The following is a 21,664-nucleotide window of genomic DNA, read 5'->3' as shown; positions in this document are numbered from 1 at the left end:
GAAATTATTGTCACACCAACAACGGCATAGGGAATCCCTTATTCAGGTAAATCAACGTTCAGGCTTTGATAAAAAGCAACAAGGCCCGGTGCTATTACATGCACATCGTGCTGTTCTTCAATTAAACGGCGGGCGTTGAGGCCAATATTACGGCAAAATTCTTCGTCGGTAATACAGCGTTCAATGGCATCATAAAACTCCTGCCGGTTATTAGCAATAAGGATATTAGTGCCATTGGTAAAATTGATGCCTTCGGCACCTAATGAGGTTGAGATAATACATTTTTCCATTGCCATACCCTCTACTATTTTAACCCGCATGCCACCGCTTGAAAGCAAGGGCACCACCATAATAGCCTTACTGTTCACAAACTCAGAAGCATCGTCAACCTCACCCTGGATAAAGATCTTTCCCATCGCTTCGTACTCATCAAAGCTATCGGGGATGTTATGCCCGGCAACATAAAATTTTACACGGAGGTCGCCCTCGGTAAGATCTTTATAAAAATTCTCAATAAACCATTCAATCCCCTCCCGGTTGGGCATCCAATCCAACGACCCTAAAAAAAACAAACTTGGGAACTCCGTTTTATTATAATCAGGCTTATAATCGGTCAGGGAAATACCTACTGGAAAAATATCAACCGGAATGGTAACACCGTATGATAACAGCGTTTTTTTATCTTCATTGGTAAATACAGCAATGGCATCAAATTTATTAAGCTGCTGCAGTTCATAATCTTTCACCCGGCGGGCCAGCAAATGCAAGTACCACTTCTTAAACAGGTCGCTTTTTCGTTGTGCCAGCCTCATCCATACCTGGTGTTCAATATTATGCGACCGGTAAATTAACCTGGCTTTGGTATGCTTACGCATAGCGGCCAGGTAAGGCGTTACAAACAGGCCTTCAAACTGGATAACATCGTACGACGTCTGGCGCAATTCGCGCAGCAGGAGTTTTTCAAATTCGGCATTGTAATAACGATCAACATCGTTTGATTTTTTTCTGAACAGGTTAGTTATGGAATCAAGTACAGATATATTGATGTTAATGTCATATGATGTGTACCTGATCTTCTGCATCAGCTCATCTTCGCCTGTTTGTACACTACCATGATATCTTTTCCCGTTTAAAGCCACCAATGCAACTTCATGCCCAAGTGCAATCAACCCTTTTATAGTATTGCAAACCACAATAGCGTAACCGCCATTCTGCGGAAATGGTACACGATGTGTTAAAATTAGGATCTTCAAACGGTGAATTTGGTTTTTAACAAAAATACCATCCTGAACGTGGTATTCAAAACTTCATTAAAAAATACTTAACTGCGGGTCGGTTACCCTGAAAGTACGGCGGTGATAGGGCGTAAAACCAATCTTCATTACGGTTTCACGATGCCTTATAGTTGGATAGCCTTTGTTGGTATGCCATTCATATTCCGGGTGTTCGGCCGCTATTTGCATCATATAATCGTCGCGGTAGGTTTTAGCCAGGATAGATGCGGCCGCTATGCTGAAATATTTTCCATCGCCTTGTATAATACACTCATGTGGGATGTTCCGGTATTTTTTGAAGCGATTGCCGTCGATGATCAGAAACTGGGGTTCAAGATGTAATTTTTCGATAGCCCGGTGCATCGCCAGGAATGATGCATTAAGAATGTTGATCTCATCTATCTCCAGATTATCAACAGATGCTACGGCATAAGCCACCGCTTTTTCCTCAATTTCGGCCCGAAGCTGGTACCTTATCTCTTCGGTAACTTGTTTAGAATCGTTCAGCAGGTGATGATCAAAATCAGGCGGTAAAATAACTGCGGCGGCAAAAACAGGCCCGGCCAAACATCCTCGTCCCGCTTCATCGCATCCTGCTTCCAAAAATTCGTACTGGTACCTGGCTGATAACATCCGGCAAATATAATAAGAGTTGTAAACGTGTTAGTAAAACAATTAGTATGATGTGTTTTTCAACATGTAGTTAACGCATCCTTTACTTAAAAAATTTTTAGCGTAAGCAGGGTAATATCATCAATGGGCTTGCTTTTATAAACGTTGCTCAAATAATCCAACAGCGCCTGGTTAAAATTATCGGGCGATAGCTCGCCATGCGCAAGCACAAAATCAAGTAATTTATCCTCATTCCATATTTTGGTGCTGGGCGATTCAAAATCCATGAGCCCATCTGTATAGTTAAAGATCAGGCTGCCGGGCTCCACATCAACTTCGCCCTCGTTTAAAAAAGGCAGATCTTCAAAAACCCCAATCATGGTGGTACCCAGTTTAAGTGGAATGGCACCGCCTTCTGAATAAAGTATAGTTGGGTTGTGCCCCGCATTGATATAATTAAGCCGCCGTTTTTTTTGATTATATCGCGCAAGGAACAGGGTGATAAACCGTTCGCCTTTGGTATTGCTGAGTACAATCTTATTTAAACGGTCAATAATATTGGTCAAATCATCCTCAACCGCCGCCCAGGCATGCAGGCTGGCCTGGAAATTGGCCATCAGCAAAGCAGCCGAAATACCCTTACCCGATACATCGGCAATACACCATAAAAACTCATGCTCATTAAGGCGGATAAAATCAAAATAATCACCGCCGATGTTTTGATGCGGAAGATACTTAGCCCCAATCTCCACACTATCATCTTTATGTTCACGCATGGGGATCAGCATATTCTGCACTTCCACCGCAAGCTCCATCTCGCGCAAAAAACGTTCTGATTGCAGCCGTTCGCGGAAAAGTTTTTTATTTTCAAGCGCCACAATGATCACGTTCATCAGCGTTTGGATGAAATTGAGATCATTGTTAAGCATCTCGCCCGAGGTATTAAAATCGCCGATAAGGGCATAGGCAAGAGCTTTGCTTTTGTGATATACAGGGATAAAGTAATTATATTTTTTAAGGAGGGGGTCGCGATGCCCGGCAATAGCTATAGGCGCTTTAACTTTACTCAGCTTTTTACACGCACGGGCCAGCACTACCGATGATTCAACGTCGCCGCCATACTTGGCTATACAGGCAAATTTATCATCCTTTTCAATCAAAAACCTGAGTTTACCTACCTGCAAATAGTTTTGCAGAATAACTTCCAGCATTTGAATGAGAATAGGAGTAGCGGTATTTTTGTTTATGGCCCGCGTTATTTCCAATAAAGAATTTAATTCCGACTGCCGTTTGAGCAAAAGCCTGATCAATTCGTCTTCGCCGGAACCGTCGTCTACATTCAGCATATTGATATAAGTACGCTGACTAAAATAGAGGAAATAATTTTTAAATACGAGTACTTTGTGATTTTATATCAAAGGCATCGCGCAAGCCAACGGTTACCAGGTTAAAAGCATAAACCAGCAGCATAATGGCCATACCAGGAATGATAGCCAAAAAAGCTGAGTCCATAACAATATATCCATAATGCTCCTTGATCATGCCGCCCCAGGTTGGCATAGGCGGTTGTGCGCCAAAACCCAAAAAGCTAAGCCCCGCCTCTAAAAGTATAGCCGAGGCAAAATTTGAGGAGGCCAAAACCAGTATTGGCCCGGTTATGTTAGGCAAAATATGTTTAGCTATAATACGCTTGTTGCTAAAACCCAATGCACGTGCGGCCTCAATGTACTCCACCTGTTTAAGGCCCATTACCTGGCCGCGCACCAGGCGCGCCACTTCAACCCACATGGAAAGGCCAACGGCTATAAATATTTGCCATAATCCTTTACCCAGCGCAAATGATATGGCGATCACCAATAACAGGGCAGGCAGTGCCCATAAAATATTCATCAGCCAGCTTAATGAGGAATCAACCCATCCTCCAAAATAACCCGCTACAGCCCCTACAGTTACGCCCAGCAGCATACTGATGATAACAGACATCAAACCAACAGCGAGCGAGATCCGTGTACCCAGCAGCAGGCGGCTCAGCATATCCCGGCCATAACCATCAGTACCAAGTAAAAAGGTTTTAGCCCCGATATTCTCCTCCCGTAAGCGGGCTTCAAACGTTTGATAAACAGCCGGGGTTGCAGGCAGGGCAATTGTTTGGCCGTTATAATTAAAAATAACCTTCCCGTTTTTATAAACCGGCTTTTGCCCGGTCATTACCTCAAAAATATTGTAGGCTTTTTTCTCGGGCTTATCTTCATCGCCAATATATCCGTTAACGTAAATAGAATCTTTAACGAAATGATACCCCGTAACAGGAACTTCTTTATAAAACGATGGCTGCCCATACAGCATCCTGCTGAACAAATTTACAGTATCAACAGCCTCCGCTTTCCTGAGCTTTAACATCATATAGGTTGAGCCTGGCTTTTTTATACTAAGCTGTATGATCATATTATTGGCCAGGGGCGTATCATCGGGCATAATGAGGTAGCCCAGTATCGCAACAAGCAGCGTAAGCAGGATAAATGCAAGCCCGCTTAAAGCAATTTTATTATGCTTAAAAACATGCCAGGTGCGTTTTGCTGGTGTAATTTCGGCCAATGTGTTAATAGTTCATGTGTACAGGCTAAATATCGCTTAAATAGGTGCAATTAGCAATAAGGACGGCTTTCTTTACATTTAGATAGCCGAAAGCTCAAAGCAGAAAGCTGAAGGCCGAAAGCATAAAGCTTACGAGCCTCTTATCACTAAATCCAGTACATCTGATCTGCTTTGGTTAAGCCCCAATTTCAGCTTTATGCTTTTAGCCTTGAGCTTTTAGCTCATTTAACGATTCTGCCTTTCCAGGCATACTTCTTATTTTTCCCTAAAAAACCGATAATAACGAAATAAAGGATATTAAGCGGCAAAACGAAGCTTACGTACAGCAGCAGTTCGCGCCGTTTTAAGAAGTTCATGATCGGTGTCATGTATAACAAGTCTATCGCATATTTAATTCCGATAGTAAGCAAAAACAATTTCAGGAAACAGATATCGAAAATACCCAGCACGGCGGTTAGCAATAGCATAAAATTACACAGCCAGATACTAAGCGCAAAGGCAACCATTTTTTTATTTTTGTACTTGGTTGATTTTGATGCCCAGCGGCGCCTTTGCTGTATAAACTCTTTTAAATTAGGCTTTGCGTGGGTATATACAATTGCTTCGCGCCGTTTTAAAAAGCCTATCTTGCCGGGATAACGCTCTCCAACCTTGTGCAATAAAAGTTCATCATCGCCCGAAGCCAGGTCATCAATGCCGGTAAAACCGCCAACTTCATAAAATACATCTTTACGATAAGCAAAATTTGCCCCATTACAGGTGGCAGCAAAACCATGACCTAAAAACGCGCCCCCCATACCAATAAGCGATGAAAAATCAAGCGTTTGCATGCGCTCAAACACCGATTGCTCCTGGAAATAAGTTACCGGCGAAGAAATCATAACCAGGTCATGCTGCTCATAAAAGCCAACTATAGTACGCAGCCATTGATTACCCATGCGGCAATCAGCATCTGTTGCTACCATTAAGTCGCCTGTTGAAAGTTTAATGGCTTCGGCTATCGCTTTCTTTTTATAGGAGTTAAGTGTTTCGCCAAGCTTAAGCTGCAATAGCTTTACGCCCTGTGCCGCATAACTGCTGATGATGGCCGCAGTATTATCTGTTGAATGATCGTCAACAATGATGACCTCTACCAGGTGTTTGGGATAATCCTGGGCCAAAATATCTTCAATGGTAAGGTGGATCTTCTCTTCCTCATTACGGGCCGCAATAAGCACAGTAACTTTGGTGCTAAATGTTTGGGCGATAACCGGAGGGATTGTGACCTTTGCCCAGCCTATCCGGAGATAGATCAGCAACAGCACATAAAGCCCTATGGAAAATAATGAAATAATACTAATCAGCGCGGTCAAAAGAATTTGAGTTTTAAAACAAACAACGATCCTAAAATAGCAGGAATAAATAAATTAATAAGCCATATTGACGATACACCGGCTATTACGGCGATATTTTGATCTGTCACATACACAAACAGGTGCGAAGCAGTAAATCCGCGTACACCAATATCAAAAAGATCAAGCGATGGGATGGCTGACGATACCACAAAAAACAGCATCAGCATCAGCATCATGGATACAACAGCCATATGCGGCATCAACAACTGAAAAACCAGAAAATACTGCATTGAAAAGGTGATATACCGCGCAATACTAAAACCCATGATCTTGATAAGCTCGTGGGTGTGATACCGGCCCATTACTTCAAAAAAGCGATGATATTTTTTAATGAACGGAACCCTGTCAAGCAAAGTAACCGCCCAGTTGATATGAAAATAAAATATCAGCTGCATAGCTACAATTATAACGCCGATAGCAACTACCCCCCAGGCCAGCAATAAATTGGCATGAATGAAATTGACTACAAACCAGATCATGGCTATTACGCCCAAAACATTGGTTACCGAACCCTGGCTAAATGAACCTACGCCCATGGCAAAAATGCCCGGAATACGTTTGCGGGGCGGCAAAAACATAACGCGGCCGCCATATTCGCCCAGCCGGTTCGGTGTGGTTACAGCCCAGGTAAGGCCGCAAAAAACAGCCTCAACGGCTTCCCATAATGAAATATTGATTAATGCTTTGGTTACATAGCGCCATTTAAGCGCCTCCAGAAACCAGTTTAAAAACATCAACATAACCACCAGCCCCATAACAATAACAACATGGGTAGTACTTATTTGCGATGCGAAATGTTCAAACTGCTTTAGGTCGTTATTCTTTTTGTTGAACTGCCGGTAAATAAACCACCCTGCAATTATCAATATACCGGCCTTAAGAAGATATGAAACAACCTTTTTAGCAGAGCGTGTCAAATAGATAAATTTTATGCAATGTTACAAAAAAATGGGGCATGCTAAAGCTTGCCCCATACAACACTGCACGGTTAATTTTGTTTACTTCAATCTTGCCTTTAAAAACTCCAGCGTATTTGCATATGCGTCCTTCGTAGCATCGCTGTTATAAATAGGATTGCTCGGATTTGCAAAACCATGGTCGGCATCATACTGGTGTAGGTAAACCTTTTTTCCGGCGGCTTTCATATCAGCATCAAATTTAGCTACAACCTTAGGGTTAATCCACTGATCTTTATTGGCGAAGTTCCCCAGCACATCGGCGTTTAAGGTTTTTAGTTTATTTACGTCCTGCTCGGGCATGCCATAATACATTACGCAAGCTACCGCCTTTTTACCCGCAAGTAAGCTGGTTTGTAAACTCCACCCGCCGCCAAAGCACCAGCCAATAGTAGCAATATGTGCTTTGGGGCCGGCATATGCTATGGCTCCGTTTACTATAGCACGGGCCCTGTCATCATTTACCGCCTGCATAAATTTCCCCGCGTCTTCGCGTGTGGTAGCTACCTTGCCGTCGTATAGGTCGAGGTCAATGATGTTGACGTTACCCAGGTCATTATATAGCTTTTCCGATTCTTTTTTTACATAGTCATTAAGGCCCCACCATTCGTGTATCACCAATAAATAATTATTAGTAGGCTTTTTGGCTTTCATGAAAAATGCTGATGCCTGTTTACCATCCGGCGTTTTGTAGGTGATGACCTCGCCGATACTGCTTTGAAAGCGGATTGGCAAAGGATTTTTGTGCGACATTTTGAACCGGGTGTCGGAGGCCAGCATAGCAAACTGCTGTGTTGCCGATGGATTGCTACAGCAAACTACTTTGCGCTGCGCAAAAGTTATAGTGGTTAAGCTGATAAATAATGTTAATAAGAGCAGTTTTTTCATATGGTTCAATTTTATGTTAATGAATGCTGTTGTGCATTAAAACAATTACGTTGATAATACAGTTTTAGTTGCGCGAGGGATAATGTGATTAACCGGCATAAATTTATGATAATGTATACACACTTACCTAAAATTTAATGCACACCTGTTTATTATCTACTGAATCTTATTTGGGTAAAAACACGTATATAACAATTACCAATATATATTTAATATGCCTGTCCCGCCAATCCCTGACAATGAGATGGAAAGGCTTTTAAGCCTTTCGGAATTTGATCTTGATTATACCGAACACAAAGACAGTTTTAAGGACCTGGCTAAGCTGGCAGCCAAAGTTACCGGCACGGAGGTTTCGCTGGTTAATCTTATCGACTCCTATACACAATGGAGTATCAGTGGTCATGGTTTAGAAATTGAACAAATGCCCCGTGAGGATTCGGTTTGTCAGTATACTATTATAGACGGAGAATATTTTGAGGTTGAAGACTTGCGGAATGACGAACGTTTCCGGGATAAATTTTATGTAACCGACGGGCCCAAATTAAGATATTATTATGGCATACCGCTAAAGGTAGGCGACGATCATAATATCGGGGCCTTATGTGTGCTTGATAAAAATGTTAAGGAACTCACACCCGAAAAGGTTGAACTTTTAAAGATCATTGCCAATGAAATACTAAGCAGGTTAAAAGACCTGAAAGTAATTAACAAACTAAAAAGTAAGCTTGCTGAAGCCAGCGAAATACAAAAAAAGGTAGCTCACGATATCCGCGGGCCTTTAAGCGGAATCATCGGCCTCGCCCAGTTGATCAGCGAACAGGGGGAGTCAAACCAGATAGAAGAGGTGCTGGAGTTTACCAACCTGATCCATAAAAGCGGGCGATCGATACTGGAGCTTGCAGATGAGATCCTGAGTGCTGATAAAAACGATCATAAACCCATATCCAATGGGGCGGAATTTAACCTGCTTGTATTTAAAGATAAAATTGAACGGCTTTTTATTCCGCAAGCCCGCAATAAAAACATTATGCTTACGGTTACAACCACATCCGAATCGGAGCGGATTCCCTTTGCCCGGAATAAACTGTTACAAATAACAGGGAACCTTATCTCAAACGCCATAAAATTTACTCCGGCTGGCGGTTATGTTAATGCAGATTTGAGCCTTGAACCGAACGACCATACCCATATACTGCAAATCCAGGTGAAGGACAGTGGTGTCGGCATAGATGAAAAAGCTATCGAAAAAATACTGAAAGGCAATGCAGCTTCAACAACAGGAACAACCGGCGAAGCAGGATTTGGTTTTGGGCTGGCATTAGTAAAACATCTGATCGAAACCCTTAAAGGGTCAATCAATATCTACTCAAAACCTGGCCAAGGGACTGTATTTGAGGTAAGGCTCCCACAAAAAATGCAATAATAAAAGAACCTGTCCGGAGCAATAATAGGGCATAGAGGTTTGCGTAGGCAAAAAATCCCTAAATAAGTTGTTTTCCTGAAGGTAGATTATAGATGCAATACTTAAAGTAAAATACCGACCTAAAAGCCCGGTACTTTACTTCAGGTTATATTTTTACCAGCTTTTGCCGCCGCCACGGTTATCTCTTGAATAGCCGCCACCGCCACCGCGGTTGCCGCCACCATAACCACCGCCGCCACGGTTACCACCACCGTAACCGCCGCCGCTGCTTCTGCGGTCGCCGCCTGGTTTTTTCTCTTCTGCCTGGCTTACTGCAATTGATCTTCCTTTAACTTCAGAACCGTTTAGGCCGCTTATAGCTTGTTGTGCTGCCTCATCATCTGCCATTTCAATGAATCCGAACCCTTTGCTTCTTCCTGATTCCCTGTCAATAATAATTTTTACGGAGTTAACTTCACCATAAGCTTCGAAAAGCTGCTTTAAATCGGCTTCCCCTAAAGAAAAAGGAAGACTTCCTACGAATATGTTCATTAATATTTAGTTTTTAATGGGCATGCTTTGTTAATTACCCACGTTTTGTTAACATCAAATATAGTAATAGATATTTGATGATTACTGCATGTTTATGTGAATGAGTGCTTTTATTTTAAAAAAAATTATTTTTTTGACCCTTTTGAGGAAATAAATGGTGAAAGCCAACCCATTAATACAAAGGCCAATCCGTTTTGTTTTGAAAATATAGTGTTTTCGTAAAATAAATATAGAAAGAATGGGCCGCCCGTATTTTTTTAATATTAAAGTAACATAAAGTTATTTTCCGAAGATAAATCGGTATTAAAAACCTAAACAACCGACTCAATTTTATAGCGTTTTCCATTTAGCGCAAACTCATCTCCGGCTTTTTTGCCGTTAAGTAAATTGCCTATTGGAGATGCGGGCGAAACCGCGAAAAATGTTTTGCCATTGAGTGTCAAAACACCGGCGCTAATGGCCAGGTAAAAATTGCCGTTATTGGTAATTATCACACTACCTGGTTCCGCATGTACCGGGGCACCGGTGGTACCAATCCGGTTTAAGGCAACCAACAGCTTGTTTGCCTCATTTAGCTGCGCCATATTGCGGTTGGTTTCCTGCTGCGCCATTTCGCGCCCGGTTTCATATTTATCGCCCGCACTGCTTTTAGTATCATCAGTCGACGACTTTTGCGCATCGGCTATGGCAAGCTCTGTGGCTTCCATAATTTTACGCACGTGATTAACACATAACTGGTGTAATTCTTTCTTCAAATCGCTCATCTACTAAATCAAATAAAAAACGAAAATAGGGAAAAGGCTAACATCAGTTAATAATAGTTCTTTATTTAGCAGTTCTTTAACAACATAAATTATATGGCTACCGACGGGGTAAAAATAATTGACGGAGATCTTGCTCATGATACTTATTGGGGCATTATGGACCTATATGACAGTAAGGTTGATTTTGAACTCATCAAAGACAAATTTCCGGTGATGGAATTAAGCCATTTTGACGATTATGACAACGAAATTTATATCACAGCCTGTGCCTTAGCATACTGGGAAATCGGGAAAATCAATGCTGAAATATTATCCCTTGTAAAGAGAATGATTGACAAAGGCATCAGCGTCGCGATTTGGACCGAAAGTTCTGTAAACGAAGGGAAAGCCCGGCACAACCAACTTGAACGATTCTGGAAAAAGATATCCCTGGAAAACGTTAAGATAAGAGCACCTAAAACATACCGAACCATTACAAACTTATACTTTAAGCCAGATACAGCACTAACCTTTAAGCATATCGACGACAGTTATAGGGTGATTATCTGTATCGATATTATCCAACACCGCGGCGCATGTGATTATCGTTTTGCGTTGACAACCTATCGAGCAAAAGAAAAACCTACTTTGGCCAATTTACTAAACAGTGAGATAATTGGCAGAAAGATGGGCACCGGTTACGATCAATCAGAAACCAGGGCACTGCAGCCAGGAATTGAACGTGTCTGGAACTTTGAAAAAGAGGGAGGAAATTGCAATTTCTTTTTTGGCATTGTTCAATTTAGCATAAATCATAAAAATCTAACAAGCTTCAATAGCAAGCTTGAAAGTATCGGCACCTTAAAAATGTTGCCTGGGCTAAAAAAGTCTGGTTCACTAAGCGGACTTAGTACTTTTGAAGATCTCGAAGCAGAATTTCTTGATTTAGAAAAACGCCTCAGAATATTTGGCGATAAAAAATACCCTGTAAAAGTGTTGTGTGACCTTTAGCAAAATAAAAGCCCCCTTGCACTCGCTGCTTGGGGGCTTTAAACCTAAACCTTATCACTATTTGCAGGCGTTAACCTACAAAGTAGATAAACGTTACGAAGTGCAATAATGGTATATATGCCTAATTAAAACTGACAAAATAATGATATTCGCACATTACAAGCCAGTCGTTAGTTTATATTAACTGCCTTATCTACAGCTTACCGGCAAAAAATTTAAGGGTTGAAATAATATGTTTTGCCCAGTATGACCACTCGTGTCCACCCTGGTTTTCTTCATAAATATGAGGGATCTTTTCCTTATCCAGCTTTTTATGCAGGTCACGATTATAGTTAATCAGCAAATCATTTATACCGCAATCAAACCGAACAGGCGGCAGCTGGGCCCTGTATTTTTTAAATGTTGCAAACACATCTTCATCGTCCACAATATCCTGTGCATAGGTTTTTAAGGGCTCGCCGGCAAAAAGTTTGATCTGTGGCAGGCTTGTTATAGACGACAGCCCGGCAATGGCTTTAAACTTATGCCCGTATTTTGCGCCTATCCTTAAGGCACCGAAGCCTCCCATAGATAAGCCAGCTATAAACAGCGGCGAGTTTGGTGTTGCGCCGGGGATATTCTCCATTACAGCAGTAGGCACATCGTCGGCAATCCATTGCTCAAAATTAAAGCCACTGTGCGGTAAATATCCCGATCCGTCGCCCCAAAGCCCGTCTGACGGCATGGCCAATATCATTCTTGGCAATTCGCCTTTTTCAATAAGTGCATTGGTTTTTAAATGAACGCCTGCGCTCATAGCCCAGCTCCAGGCGCTGCCATATACACCGTGCAGTAATATTACAATGGGCAAAACCTCATTCTTGTTAGCACCCGGCGGTACATATAAACAGATATCACCACGGCCTTTTAGATTGGGCGTTTTTACGGTTATAAACCGTAGCTGATTACTTTCATATTGCGGATTGGAAATTTCTGTTGTTTTAAATGGCATGAGCTTTTTTAGTCGAACACGATAACCCCTTTGGCATTCCTGCATTTCAGCATGTCGTCAAAAGCTTTATCAAGTTCGTTTATAGAATATGTATGTGTAATCATTTCTTCAAGTAATAAGTGCCCGCTGGTATAATGTTGTACTATATCCGGAAAATCAATTTGCGGGCGGCACTTACCATAAAGCGGGTTAAGGTAAATCTTATCCCATTCAAAAAGGCGCATATCAATAGTGATATCCTGTTCAATCCCGCTTACCTGTACGGCCGTACCTGCATTGCGCACCATTGCTAAGGGGGCTGCACCTAATTCGGGGATGGCAGTGCATTCAAAAGCGTAATCTGCCCCGCGCCCACCCGTAAGTTTTTTTACTTCTTCGGCGGCTTTAAGCAGGCCTATATCATCTTTCGTGGCTAAAATAGTGTGTGTTGCACCAAACTTAACAGCCATTTCAAGCCGGGTAGGGTTAATATCAATAGCTATGATCATACCCGCGCCGGCAATTTTTGCACCTTGTATTACATTAAGGCCTACACCGCCGGTTCCCAATACAACTGCCGATGAACATGCTTTTAGCCTGGCTGCATTTACAACTGAGCCATAGCCTGTCATCACCCCACAGCTGATGATACTTGCAGCAGGGAATGACATGGTTTCCGATGTGTTTTTTACCACAGCAGATTCTTTTACCAAAGTATATCCGGCTATTGTTCCTATGTTGAAAGACCTTAAAATAGGTTCACCATTGTAAGTTGTTCCGTCGAGACAGGCATGGCCCGGAGTGTAGCCATTGCCGCCGGCTGCAACCGGCGAGGCTACTTCACACAAATGCAGGTTACCCTCCAGGCACTGAAAGCATTTGCCGCAATGCATGGCCCAGTTTAAGATCACCTTATCCCCGGGTAGTACACTGCTAATATTTTTCCCAACAGCAACCACAATACCAGCGCCTTCATGACCTATAATGAGCTGCTTTCCCCAGCTCAATGAGTCATGATCGGTATGGCAAAGTCCCGCCGCTTTTATTTTAACCAGCACTTCATCTTCTTTCGGTTCATTCACCACAATATCCTGTACCGAAAAACCACCCTTTCCATTGGCAATAGCTGCCTTGCATATTATGGCCATAATTGGGGATATGTTAAACGCTTTTCATACACCGTTAAACCGGTGGTGCAAATAATAGCAATTACCATAGATTACCATATCAGCAGTGCTGGATACGCCAAGCCTATGCAACAAAAATAGGTTAAGCCATGATTCTAAAACTTTAGCAAATTGTCCAAAAAGTGGCTTATATTATCCACGAAAAGGCTCTTTATAACATTCAGCAATGTTTTTAAAGGATCATCGGATAAAATACACCAGTTTTCCACGCCTGTAGTTATTGTTAATAATCAAGCCTTTACATCACTTTAAACTTCAATTATAAGGAAGCAAAAGGGGGGAAGCTGGCGGTAAATTTATCCGCATTTGGCGTGGAGCCGTAGGAGTTAAATTGAAAAGTAATCTTAAAAAAAACTTGCGCCCGTTTGCAACGGGCGCTTAATATGGTTCGGCGATTGTATCGCCAGTTGCGTCATAAACGCAAACCCAAGTTAAGCATTCGTTGCAAACGGGCGCAAGAATAACCTCCATGTCATTTTGAGCGCAGCATGGCAGCCGCACGGAAACAGATCCGCACCGAATAGCTACTAGATTGCTTCGTCGTCCCTCATCTATGACATGTTTTTTCTTACATCGAAGCCGAAGCCTTCACATTTTCCATACCGTAATGCTTCAGGATATCATCAGGTACACCTGTCCACTTGCCGGGTTGGTTACCTGCGTAGCCAATATCTTTCACCCCGATTTCGCTGGTGAAAAAGCCTGATGCTGTAAGATCACGCATGCGGTTGAAGAAAGCCACACCCTGTGCCATTTCTGGCTTAGCTTTAGCGGGGTAAGCGATCATGTCAATCAATTGAATCTGTTGATCTTTTGTGCAATCGGTAAATGGTTTACCGAAACGGTTAAGGCATTGTAAATCCAACCAACGTAAACCACCACGCATCGGGGTTTGATGATCCGGCATATCTTTTACAATAAACTCGATGAAATCAGGCACCTTGGCATCAGAAGCACTGCCCGATTTATCATCCTTAGGGATAATGATGTCGGCAAGCACAGTGATGGTTGCCATCTCTGCTGTGGTGAAAAACTTGTCGGCATGCAGTTTTTTATCCCGCTCAACCTCAAACGGCTGGCGACCTACTTCGTCACCGGCTGCTGCGGTGGTTGATTCTTCTGCGCCTTTTTTAGTATCGGTTTTACAGGCCTCCAGTAATAATCCTGCCGAAAGTGTTCCTAAGCCCAGGGCTTTGAGGGAGTCACGTCTGTTCATAAAATTGTTATGTTAGCTTGTTAAACGTTTAATTTTTTTCTTTCCTGAATAATATATTCTGCAGTACGCATTGATAACGCAAGGATTGTCCATGTGGCGTTTTTATCACCCTGCTGCACAAATGGAGCAGCGTCAACCACAAACAGGTTTTTACAATCATGCGCCTGGCACCATTTATTTAAGGCCGATTTTTTAGGATCGTTACCCATGCGGATAGTACCTACTTCATGGATGATCTTACCCGGAGCTTCCAAACCATAGTTGGTTTCAGGGCCTTGAGGTCCACCATAAATTGCACCGCCCATGTTGTGCATAATTTCCTGGAAGGTTTCCTGCATGTGCTTAGCCTGTTTAATTTCGTCAGGTGCCCATTTGTAATGGAAACGCAATACAGGTATCCCGTATTTATCAACTACGTTAGGATCGATTTCGCAATAATTATCATAACGGGCAATTGCAGTACCACGACCGGCCATACCAAACTGGGTACCATAAAAACGACGATAGTCATCTTTTAATGATGCACCATAGCCGCCACCATCTTTCATTTTACCATCGCGGCCCGGAACAACGCCGTTCATGTTTTGGATACCACCGCTAAAACCGTATGATGGCATATGTAAGCCACCACCGTACTCGATGTGATAACCACGAGGGAAATCCAGTTTTTTATTATCTAACCACCATGGCGAGTAGATGTGCACACTGCCAACACCGTCTTCGTTGTAACGCTTACGGTCCATTAATTCAGGAAGGAAACCACCGGCACTTGACCCGGTTGAGTCATGCAGATAATGCCCTACAACACCGCTGCTGTTAGCCAAACCGCCCGGATGCTGGGCCGATTTTGAGTTAAGCAAGATCCTGGCCGATTCGCCTGCGCTTGCACCAAGGATAACTGTTTTGGCGTTAACCTGGTACTCCTGCAAATCTTCTTTATTAACGTACGATACACCGACAGCTAGGCCTTCGGCGTTGGTTATCACCTCGCGCACCATAGCGTTGGTGATCACCTTTAAGTTACCGGTTTTAATAGCCGGGATTACCAAACATGATGATGCCGAGAAATCACCATAAACTTTACAACTGCGACCGCATTGCCCGCAGAAGAAACATGCGCCACGGTCTTTATTGCCCGGTAAAGCTTCTGTTAATACCGAACCACGGCCCGGAATAATTTTAACACCTGCTTTTTGAGCACCTTTTACTATATAAAGCTCATTAAGCCTCGGTTTTGGCGGAGGCAGGAAGATACCATCCGGCTCATTCTCCAAACCTTCTTTAGTACCGTAAACACCTATCATACGGTCAACCTTATCATAGTATGGTTTTACATCGTCATAGGTGATTGGCCAGTCATCGGTAAGGCCGTCTTTGGCCTGGAAATCACGCGGGCCCATCCTTAATGAGATCCTGCCCCAGTGATTGGTACGACCACCCAGCATCCGCGAGCGGAACCAGAAAAACTCTGTTTTATCTTTTGTTGTGTAAGGTTCGCCGTCGATTTCCCAACCGCCATAGGCAGCGTCGAAATCGCCGAAAGGACGGGTAGTACCGGCACCGCGGCGCGGCGACTCCCATGGCCATTTTAACTGTTGTGAATCTTTAGCAGGGTCAAAGTAAGCACCGGCCTCAAGCATTAAAACTTTTATCCCGGCGTTGGCCAATACGTAACCGGCCATACCCCCGCCGGCACCCGAACCAACAATCACCACATCATAGGTGGCTGATGATTTTTTAATTTGCAGATCGCTCATATTATATCAAAGTATCCTTCTTTCTTATACGAAGAGAAATTATACATGCCTGGAGCATGTTAACACAATTTAAGTTATGGTATAAAGATATGAACAGGGCACTATATCCGTACCCTGTTCATAAAAAATATTAAAGCTGTTTCAATTTAATGTTACGGTAGCTAACCAGGTGACCGTGATCCTGCAAAGCAATGTGGCCTTTAGGATATTGGGCAAAACCTTTCCAGTTTTTAAACTTGCTATCAGCTAATACTTTGTTCCATTCGTCGCTGCCCATTTTTACATCAACAATTTGGGTACCATTAAGCCAGAAAGTAAGCTGACCATCTTTTTTGCGCAATTTCACTTTGTTCCATTCGCCGGCCGGTTTGCATACATCTTTTGAAGGGGCAATCATATCATACAATGAACCCGCAAGGTGGTTGGCTTTTTTGTTATCGCTGGCATCTTTATTATCAAGCACCTGCATTTCCATGCCAGTTAAGTAAGTTGCGTCAAATTGAGGGTCTTCATGCACCCCGAAAATAATACCGCTGTTACCCTCTTTGCTAATGTTCCACTCTAAGGTAAGTTCGTAGTTTTCGTACTCGCCATCGGTAACCAGATCTCCATGACCTTCTGCTGCCTGAGGATCGAGTTGCAAAGCACCATCAACAACCTTCCAGCCTACAACGTCTTTTTTTAAGTAGGTGTGCCAGCCATTGGTGGTTTTCCCATCGAACAGTTTGGTTTGTGCCGATACCGACAGGCAAAAAGCCGGGATGGCCATCAGGCCAAGCATGATTTTTTTCATAAAATTATAGTTGTTTTTATAGTATCAGAACCGCCATTAAAATAGCGTTGGTTGGTTGCGGCGGCTCCTGTTGGTTTCATTGTTTTGCTTTGTACAAGGTATCTGACTTAAAAAGTATAAAACTGTTTAAGGGCGTATGTTGATAAAACGTTTTAATTGCAAATTAACTGAACATTTTTTTAGGTTGGGCTAAATATATTGGCTTTTTTTTAATGCTAAAACGATTATCGCAAAAATAAAGTATAAGCCTGCGAAAACTGAGGTAAAAGCTTGGTTACAATGGACATTTTATAGTAGATGGATAACATCGAGCGGGCGCCTGATTGTAACAAATGAGGTGTCCCAATTTTTTGATTCCCCACAAAAAAGTGAAAAACCGCCGGCCGGTATTTTTTAAAAAACAGTAATGTTCCATTTTTTGGGAGAGAAACAGCGGAACGGCTTTTTTATGAAACACATTGGTAATCAGCCACCTAAAAAACAAAGCGAAACAACTTTAAACAATTGATTATCAATTAGTAAAACCTAAAGGAGTATTTCAAAGGTATTTCATGTGCGGGCCTGAAAAACCCTATTTATTTTCGCTGTTTTTAATGGATTTTAAAGTTTTTTGGATTAAGCAGAATGAACAATAAGGAGTGCTGACAAAATCCTGCCACCATAATGCTGGATGGAAAGGTGTTGTTTTGCCCAGGGGGCAAAATAAGCCCGGGCTTTAGCAAACACTATACCGGCGTCGGCGCCGGGCCGATTGACAAACAGCCAACAAACGTTCATAATTTCTGGCCAATGTCATAAGAAAGTGTTTAGGGATACATTTACTTAGTCCTGACATATCCCCCGGTGTACAAAAACTTATAATAAGTAATATTGCGCCATTGTGGTTAACCGTATTTTAACACATAAGATTAATCATAAATAACTATAACCCAAGCATTATCGGTACTTAACACTTACTACATTGATCACTTTTTATTTTATAAAACCAGGTTTCAAGAAATCTGGTTTAACGCGGCGTTTTAGTTTAACATTTGCATTAAAAGCGATTTGCTTACTGCTCCTTTTTATTACTGTTGACAATTTAACAGCGGCTGCGAATACCCGCACAGCTACCCCGGCAGATACACTGGCCGACAGCGCACTGATGAAAAAGCGGCTGATTAACCGGGCATTTGATTACATTTACGAGCAAAACCTGCGTGTATCCGAAGGAGGAAACGATTACTTTAACAAAATAAAAACCCAGCTCACTGCCGACCTGGCGCCGAACTTCGTTTTATTCAGCACGCCAAAGTCGCGTTTCTTTTTTGTGTTTACCCCACGGGTGAAGATCCGCCTGCTGGCCTCACACGGGGCACCGGTAAAATCGCCAAGCTTTATGCCGGGCGGTACGGTGTATTTCAGGGTGAACGAGGACACTTACAATCCAAAGTTCTTTTCGTTCGGTTACTCGCATCATTCCAACGGCGTACGCGGACCATCACTTAATCCCGACGGCAGCTTTAACCGGGATAGCGGCAAGTTCACCACCAACTTTTATACTTTAACTTATTACAGCGGTAAACGCTTCGATAAAAAAGACCTGATCATCAACCGTTATGATAACCTGGGTTTAGAGGTCCACGCCGGTTTATTCAACCTTGGCCTGTCCGAAGGCTTGAAAGATCATTATGGCTTTATCCGCATTAATGGTAGTCGTATGTACAACTTCGCCAAAGCCTATACCGACCCTATTGATAAGAACAAAAAAGTATACCAAAACTGGCAGCGCATCCGGTTCGACTTTACCTATATTGTCGATAAGTACGATAATTACTCAACCTTTGATTTCAAGAAACGCTTAAACGTGAGCCTGAAATACTATTACCAGTTTCCCTTTATGCCTGATGCTGCCCTTATGGTTGGCGGTGGCTACCGTGGACAGGATGATTACAACCAGTTTTTTGAAGATAGCTATGGGTATGTTACCATTGGCTTTGCAACAAGCCTGAGTTTTCATACACATAAGTAAAAAAAACTACGCAGGCGCTCGGCTCCAGCCGGGTGGCAACTATTTCCAGGCCTCTGGCCTGTATAACGGGGCTTCGGCGGCCAGAGGCCGTTTGATAGTCAACACCCGGCAAGAGCCGGGCGTTAGCAAAGGGGGAAAAGAGAAGCGGTTTCGCAGGCGAAACCGCTTCTCTTTTTTAATCGCTGCCGCAAGCCTCCCGGCTTGTGGCCCGCATGCTTAGTAACCGACACGACAATCCATCGCATAGCCCTCTTTTTTGTACATTTGCCGCATGGCATCCATTAAACCATCAGTACCCAAAGGCACCCGCGATTTTTCACCCGCCGAAATGGTGAAACGCAATTATATTTTCGACACCATTAAATCCGTTTTCCGCAAATATGGCTATCAGCAGATAGAAACACCCACCATGGAAAACTCATCAACCTTAATGGGGAAATATGGCGAAGAAGGGGATAAGCTGATATTTAAAGTACTTAACAGCGGTGATTATCTGGCCAAGGTTGACGAACAAAAACTTATTGAACGCAATTCTAATTCTGTTGCGCCTGCTATCTCCGAAAAAGCCCTACGCTACGACCTAACCGTGCCTTTTGCCCGTTACGTAGTTCAACACCAAAACGAGATCACTTTTCCGTTCAAACGTTTCCAGGTGCAGCCGGTTTGGCGTGCCGACAGGCCCCAACGTGGCCGTTACCGTGAGTTTTACCAATGCGATGCGGATGTGGTAGGTTCTGATTCACTACTGAACGAAGCCGAGTTTATTATGATCTATGATGAAGCTTTAACCAAACTTGGCCTTAAAAATTTCAGCATAAAGATCAACAATAGAAAAATACTATCAGGAATTGCACAAGTTATAGACAAAGCTGATAACATCATTGATTTGACTGTAGCTATTGATAAGCTTGACAAAATCGGCCTTGATGGCGTGATTAAAGAACTGCTTGAAAAAGGTTTTACCGATGCCGATATCGACAAACTAAAACCTGTTATCCTGTTGGAAGGCAACAACACCGAAAAGCTGGCAAGCCTTCGTGAAGCATTAGCCCAATCAGAGATCGGCTTAAAAGGCTGCGACGAAATAGAAACCGTTTTCGGCTATATAGAACGTTGCCCGCTTCAAACCGCTAAGCTTGAATTGGATATTACCCTTGCGCGCGGCTTAAACTATTATACCGGCGCCATCTTCGAGGTGAAAACCAACGAAGTAAATATGGGCAGTATCGGCGGCGGCGGACGTTATGACGACCTTACCGGCATGTTTGGCTTAAAAGGCCTTACCGGCGCAGGGATCTCCTTTGGGGCCGACAGGATCTATGACGTACTGGAAGAGCTAAACCTTTTCCCGGCCGGCAGCAATCAAACCACGCAGGTACTTATATGCAATTTCGATAAAGAAGGCGAACTTTATAGCTTACCTCTATTACAGCGGCTCCGTCGCCATAATATCAACACCGAACTCTATCCCGCAGGTGCGAAAATCAAAAAGCAGATGGAGTACGCTAACAACAAAAACATCCCTTATGTGGTAGTTATCGGCGGTGATGAAATGCAAACCGGGTTATTGACATTTAAAGACATGGCAAGCGGGGTTCAGGAAAAATTGACGGCGGATGAGATTGCAGCAAAACTGAACCGGGATTAAACGGTTTTTCTTGGATTGGCGGAATTTGATTTTGTACGCAGCGTATTTTCATTTCCTTTTATAGTTTAGGCAAATGACAAATCCGGGGAAGACTTACGAAGTTTTGAAAACTTCGTAAGTCTGGATTCTACAACATGTCATGCAGCCAATCGAAGGGTCGCGCGCAGAGCCCTACCCGACATGCTTCGATAGGCCGCCCATGACATAATAAAAAACAAGGTCATGCTGAACTTGTTTCAGCACCCCACTCGCTAAGCGGCCATGCTAAGCAAAACGGCCATCTGTCCTATGGGGTGCCGAAATAAATTCACTGTTGTCCGGTAAAGTTTGTTATTGTTATAAAAAGACTGCATTATGATATAAAAAGAAGGATTTAGGTTTTAAAGCGGATGTCCAAGCCCCCCCAATTTTAGTTGCCGTGAGTGATTTGTTGACATGACGGACAGTTTCTCCGGATCGTTCAGAAAGTTAAATAGGTGGATATAACTCATCAGATGGAGTCTTATAATAGAACTCAGATTAGAGAAAGACCATTGTCTTTTGAGTTGTACCTGGACAATTTTGATTAGAAGATCGGCAATAAAAGCGCACCATATCTGTATTTTGATTGCATTCTCATTATCCCCCAGGAAGTATTTAAGCGGGAAATTTTGCT

At 42.9% G+C, this 21,664-nt stretch carries 18 protein-coding genes; 4 read left to right on the top strand and 14 right to left on the bottom strand.

Annotation, left to right across the window (positions count from 1 at the left end; genetic code table 11):
* Positions 1–38: 38 nt before the first annotated feature.
* The 7 genes from BLS28_RS15725 to BLS28_RS15695 all read right to left on the bottom strand — a co-directional run bounded on the left by BLS28_RS15725 (position 39) and on the right by BLS28_RS15695 (position 7,719).
* Positions 39–1,253, bottom strand: a complete 1,215-nt coding sequence (locus BLS28_RS15725) for a glycosyltransferase family 4 protein (protein ID WP_091169140.1) — start codon at positions 1,251–1,253, stop codon at positions 39–41.
* Between the two features lie 57 nt (positions 1,254–1,310).
* Positions 1,311–1,907, bottom strand: coding sequence for a ribonuclease HII (rnhB, locus tag BLS28_RS15720; RefSeq protein ID WP_090532602.1), 597 nt, complete (start codon positions 1,905–1,907; stop codon positions 1,311–1,313).
* An 86-nt stretch (positions 1,908–1,993) separates the two neighbouring features.
* Positions 1,994–3,232: a PP2C family protein-serine/threonine phosphatase gene (locus BLS28_RS15715; protein ID WP_091169137.1), complete on the bottom strand. Its 1,239-nt coding sequence runs from the start codon at positions 3,230–3,232 to the stop codon at positions 1,994–1,996.
* A 40-nt stretch (positions 3,233–3,272) separates the two neighbouring features.
* The gene (locus tag BLS28_RS15710; protein WP_091169135.1) at positions 3,273–4,481 is read right to left on the bottom strand and encodes an ABC transporter permease; all 1,209 of its coding nucleotides are present in this window, start codon (positions 4,479–4,481) and stop codon (positions 3,273–3,275) included.
* A gap of 221 nt (positions 4,482–4,702) precedes the next feature.
* Positions 4,703–5,833: a glycosyltransferase family 2 protein gene (locus tag BLS28_RS15705; protein ID WP_091169132.1), complete on the bottom strand. Its 1,131-nt coding sequence runs from the start codon at positions 5,831–5,833 to the stop codon at positions 4,703–4,705.
* A complete protein-coding gene (locus BLS28_RS15700) occupies positions 5,830–6,792 on the bottom strand; it encodes a lysylphosphatidylglycerol synthase domain-containing protein (RefSeq protein WP_091169130.1) in 963 nt (320 codons plus the stop codon). Before BLS28_RS15700 ends, BLS28_RS15705 begins: the two co-directional genes overlap by 4 nt.
* Before the next feature lie 81 nt (positions 6,793–6,873).
* A complete protein-coding gene (locus BLS28_RS15695) occupies positions 6,874–7,719 on the bottom strand; it encodes a dienelactone hydrolase family protein (RefSeq protein ID WP_091169127.1) in 846 nt (281 codons plus the stop codon).
* A gap of 244 nt (positions 7,720–7,963) precedes the next feature.
* Between BLS28_RS15695 and BLS28_RS15690 the strand changes: the two genes are divergently transcribed.
* On the top strand, positions 7,964–9,142 hold the full coding sequence (locus BLS28_RS15690) for a sensor histidine kinase (RefSeq protein WP_208102381.1): 1,179 nt from the start codon (positions 7,964–7,966) through the stop codon (positions 9,140–9,142).
* A gap of 153 nt (positions 9,143–9,295) precedes the next feature.
* Here BLS28_RS15690 and rbp read toward each other — a convergent pair whose 3' ends face one another.
* Positions 9,296–9,673, bottom strand: coding sequence for an RNA-binding regulator (rbp, locus tag BLS28_RS15685; protein WP_091169120.1), 378 nt, complete (start codon positions 9,671–9,673; stop codon positions 9,296–9,298).
* Positions 9,674–9,984: 311 nt separating this feature from the next.
* Positions 9,985–10,437 carry a 3-oxoacyl-ACP synthase gene (locus tag BLS28_RS15680; RefSeq protein WP_091169118.1) on the bottom strand — a complete coding sequence of 151 codons (453 nt, stop codon included), beginning with the start codon at positions 10,435–10,437 and terminating at the stop codon, positions 9,985–9,987.
* A gap of 93 nt (positions 10,438–10,530) precedes the next feature.
* Between BLS28_RS15680 and BLS28_RS15675 the strand changes: the two genes are divergently transcribed.
* Positions 10,531–11,427 carry a hypothetical protein gene (locus BLS28_RS15675; protein ID WP_091169114.1) on the top strand — a complete coding sequence of 299 codons (897 nt, stop codon included), beginning with the start codon at positions 10,531–10,533 and terminating at the stop codon, positions 11,425–11,427.
* Between the two features lie 193 nt (positions 11,428–11,620).
* On the opposite strand, the gene BLS28_RS15670 is transcribed toward BLS28_RS15675, so the two are convergent.
* From BLS28_RS15670 to BLS28_RS15650, 5 genes are all read right to left on the bottom strand, one after another.
* Entirely contained in the window at positions 11,621–12,418 is a 798-nt protein-coding gene (locus tag BLS28_RS15670) for an alpha/beta hydrolase (protein ID WP_091169111.1), read from the bottom strand.
* An 8-nt stretch (positions 12,419–12,426) separates the two neighbouring features.
* Entirely contained in the window at positions 12,427–13,545 is a 1,119-nt protein-coding gene (locus tag BLS28_RS15665; RefSeq protein ID WP_091169108.1) for a Zn-dependent alcohol dehydrogenase, read from the bottom strand.
* Between the two features lie 607 nt (positions 13,546–14,152).
* Positions 14,153–14,800: a gluconate 2-dehydrogenase subunit 3 family protein gene (locus BLS28_RS15660; protein WP_091169104.1), complete on the bottom strand. Its 648-nt coding sequence runs from the start codon at positions 14,798–14,800 to the stop codon at positions 14,153–14,155.
* 20 nt (positions 14,801–14,820) lie between these two features.
* Positions 14,821–16,557 carry a GMC oxidoreductase gene (locus BLS28_RS15655; RefSeq protein ID WP_091169100.1) on the bottom strand — a complete coding sequence of 579 codons (1,737 nt, stop codon included), beginning with the start codon at positions 16,555–16,557 and terminating at the stop codon, positions 14,821–14,823.
* A 130-nt stretch (positions 16,558–16,687) separates the two neighbouring features.
* A complete protein-coding gene (locus tag BLS28_RS15650; RefSeq protein ID WP_208102382.1) occupies positions 16,688–17,350 on the bottom strand; it encodes a 3-keto-disaccharide hydrolase in 663 nt (220 codons plus the stop codon).
* Positions 17,351–18,311: 961 nt separating this feature from the next.
* On the opposite strand from BLS28_RS15650, the gene BLS28_RS15645 reads away from it, so the two are divergent.
* Positions 18,312–19,361 carry a hypothetical protein gene (locus BLS28_RS15645; RefSeq protein WP_091169096.1) on the top strand — a complete coding sequence of 350 codons (1,050 nt, stop codon included), beginning with the start codon at positions 18,312–18,314 and terminating at the stop codon, positions 19,359–19,361.
* 271 nt (positions 19,362–19,632) lie between these two features.
* A complete protein-coding gene (hisS, locus tag BLS28_RS15640) occupies positions 19,633–21,009 on the top strand; it encodes a histidine--tRNA ligase (protein WP_091169093.1) in 1,377 nt (458 codons plus the stop codon).
* The last annotated feature ends 655 nt before the right edge of the window (positions 21,010–21,664 follow it).

It is taken from the genome of Mucilaginibacter gossypii (assembly GCF_900100945.1).
Lineage (GTDB): Bacteria > Bacteroidota > Bacteroidia > Sphingobacteriales > Sphingobacteriaceae > Mucilaginibacter > Mucilaginibacter gossypii.
This window is presented reverse-complemented; position numbering and strand designations above follow the sequence as displayed.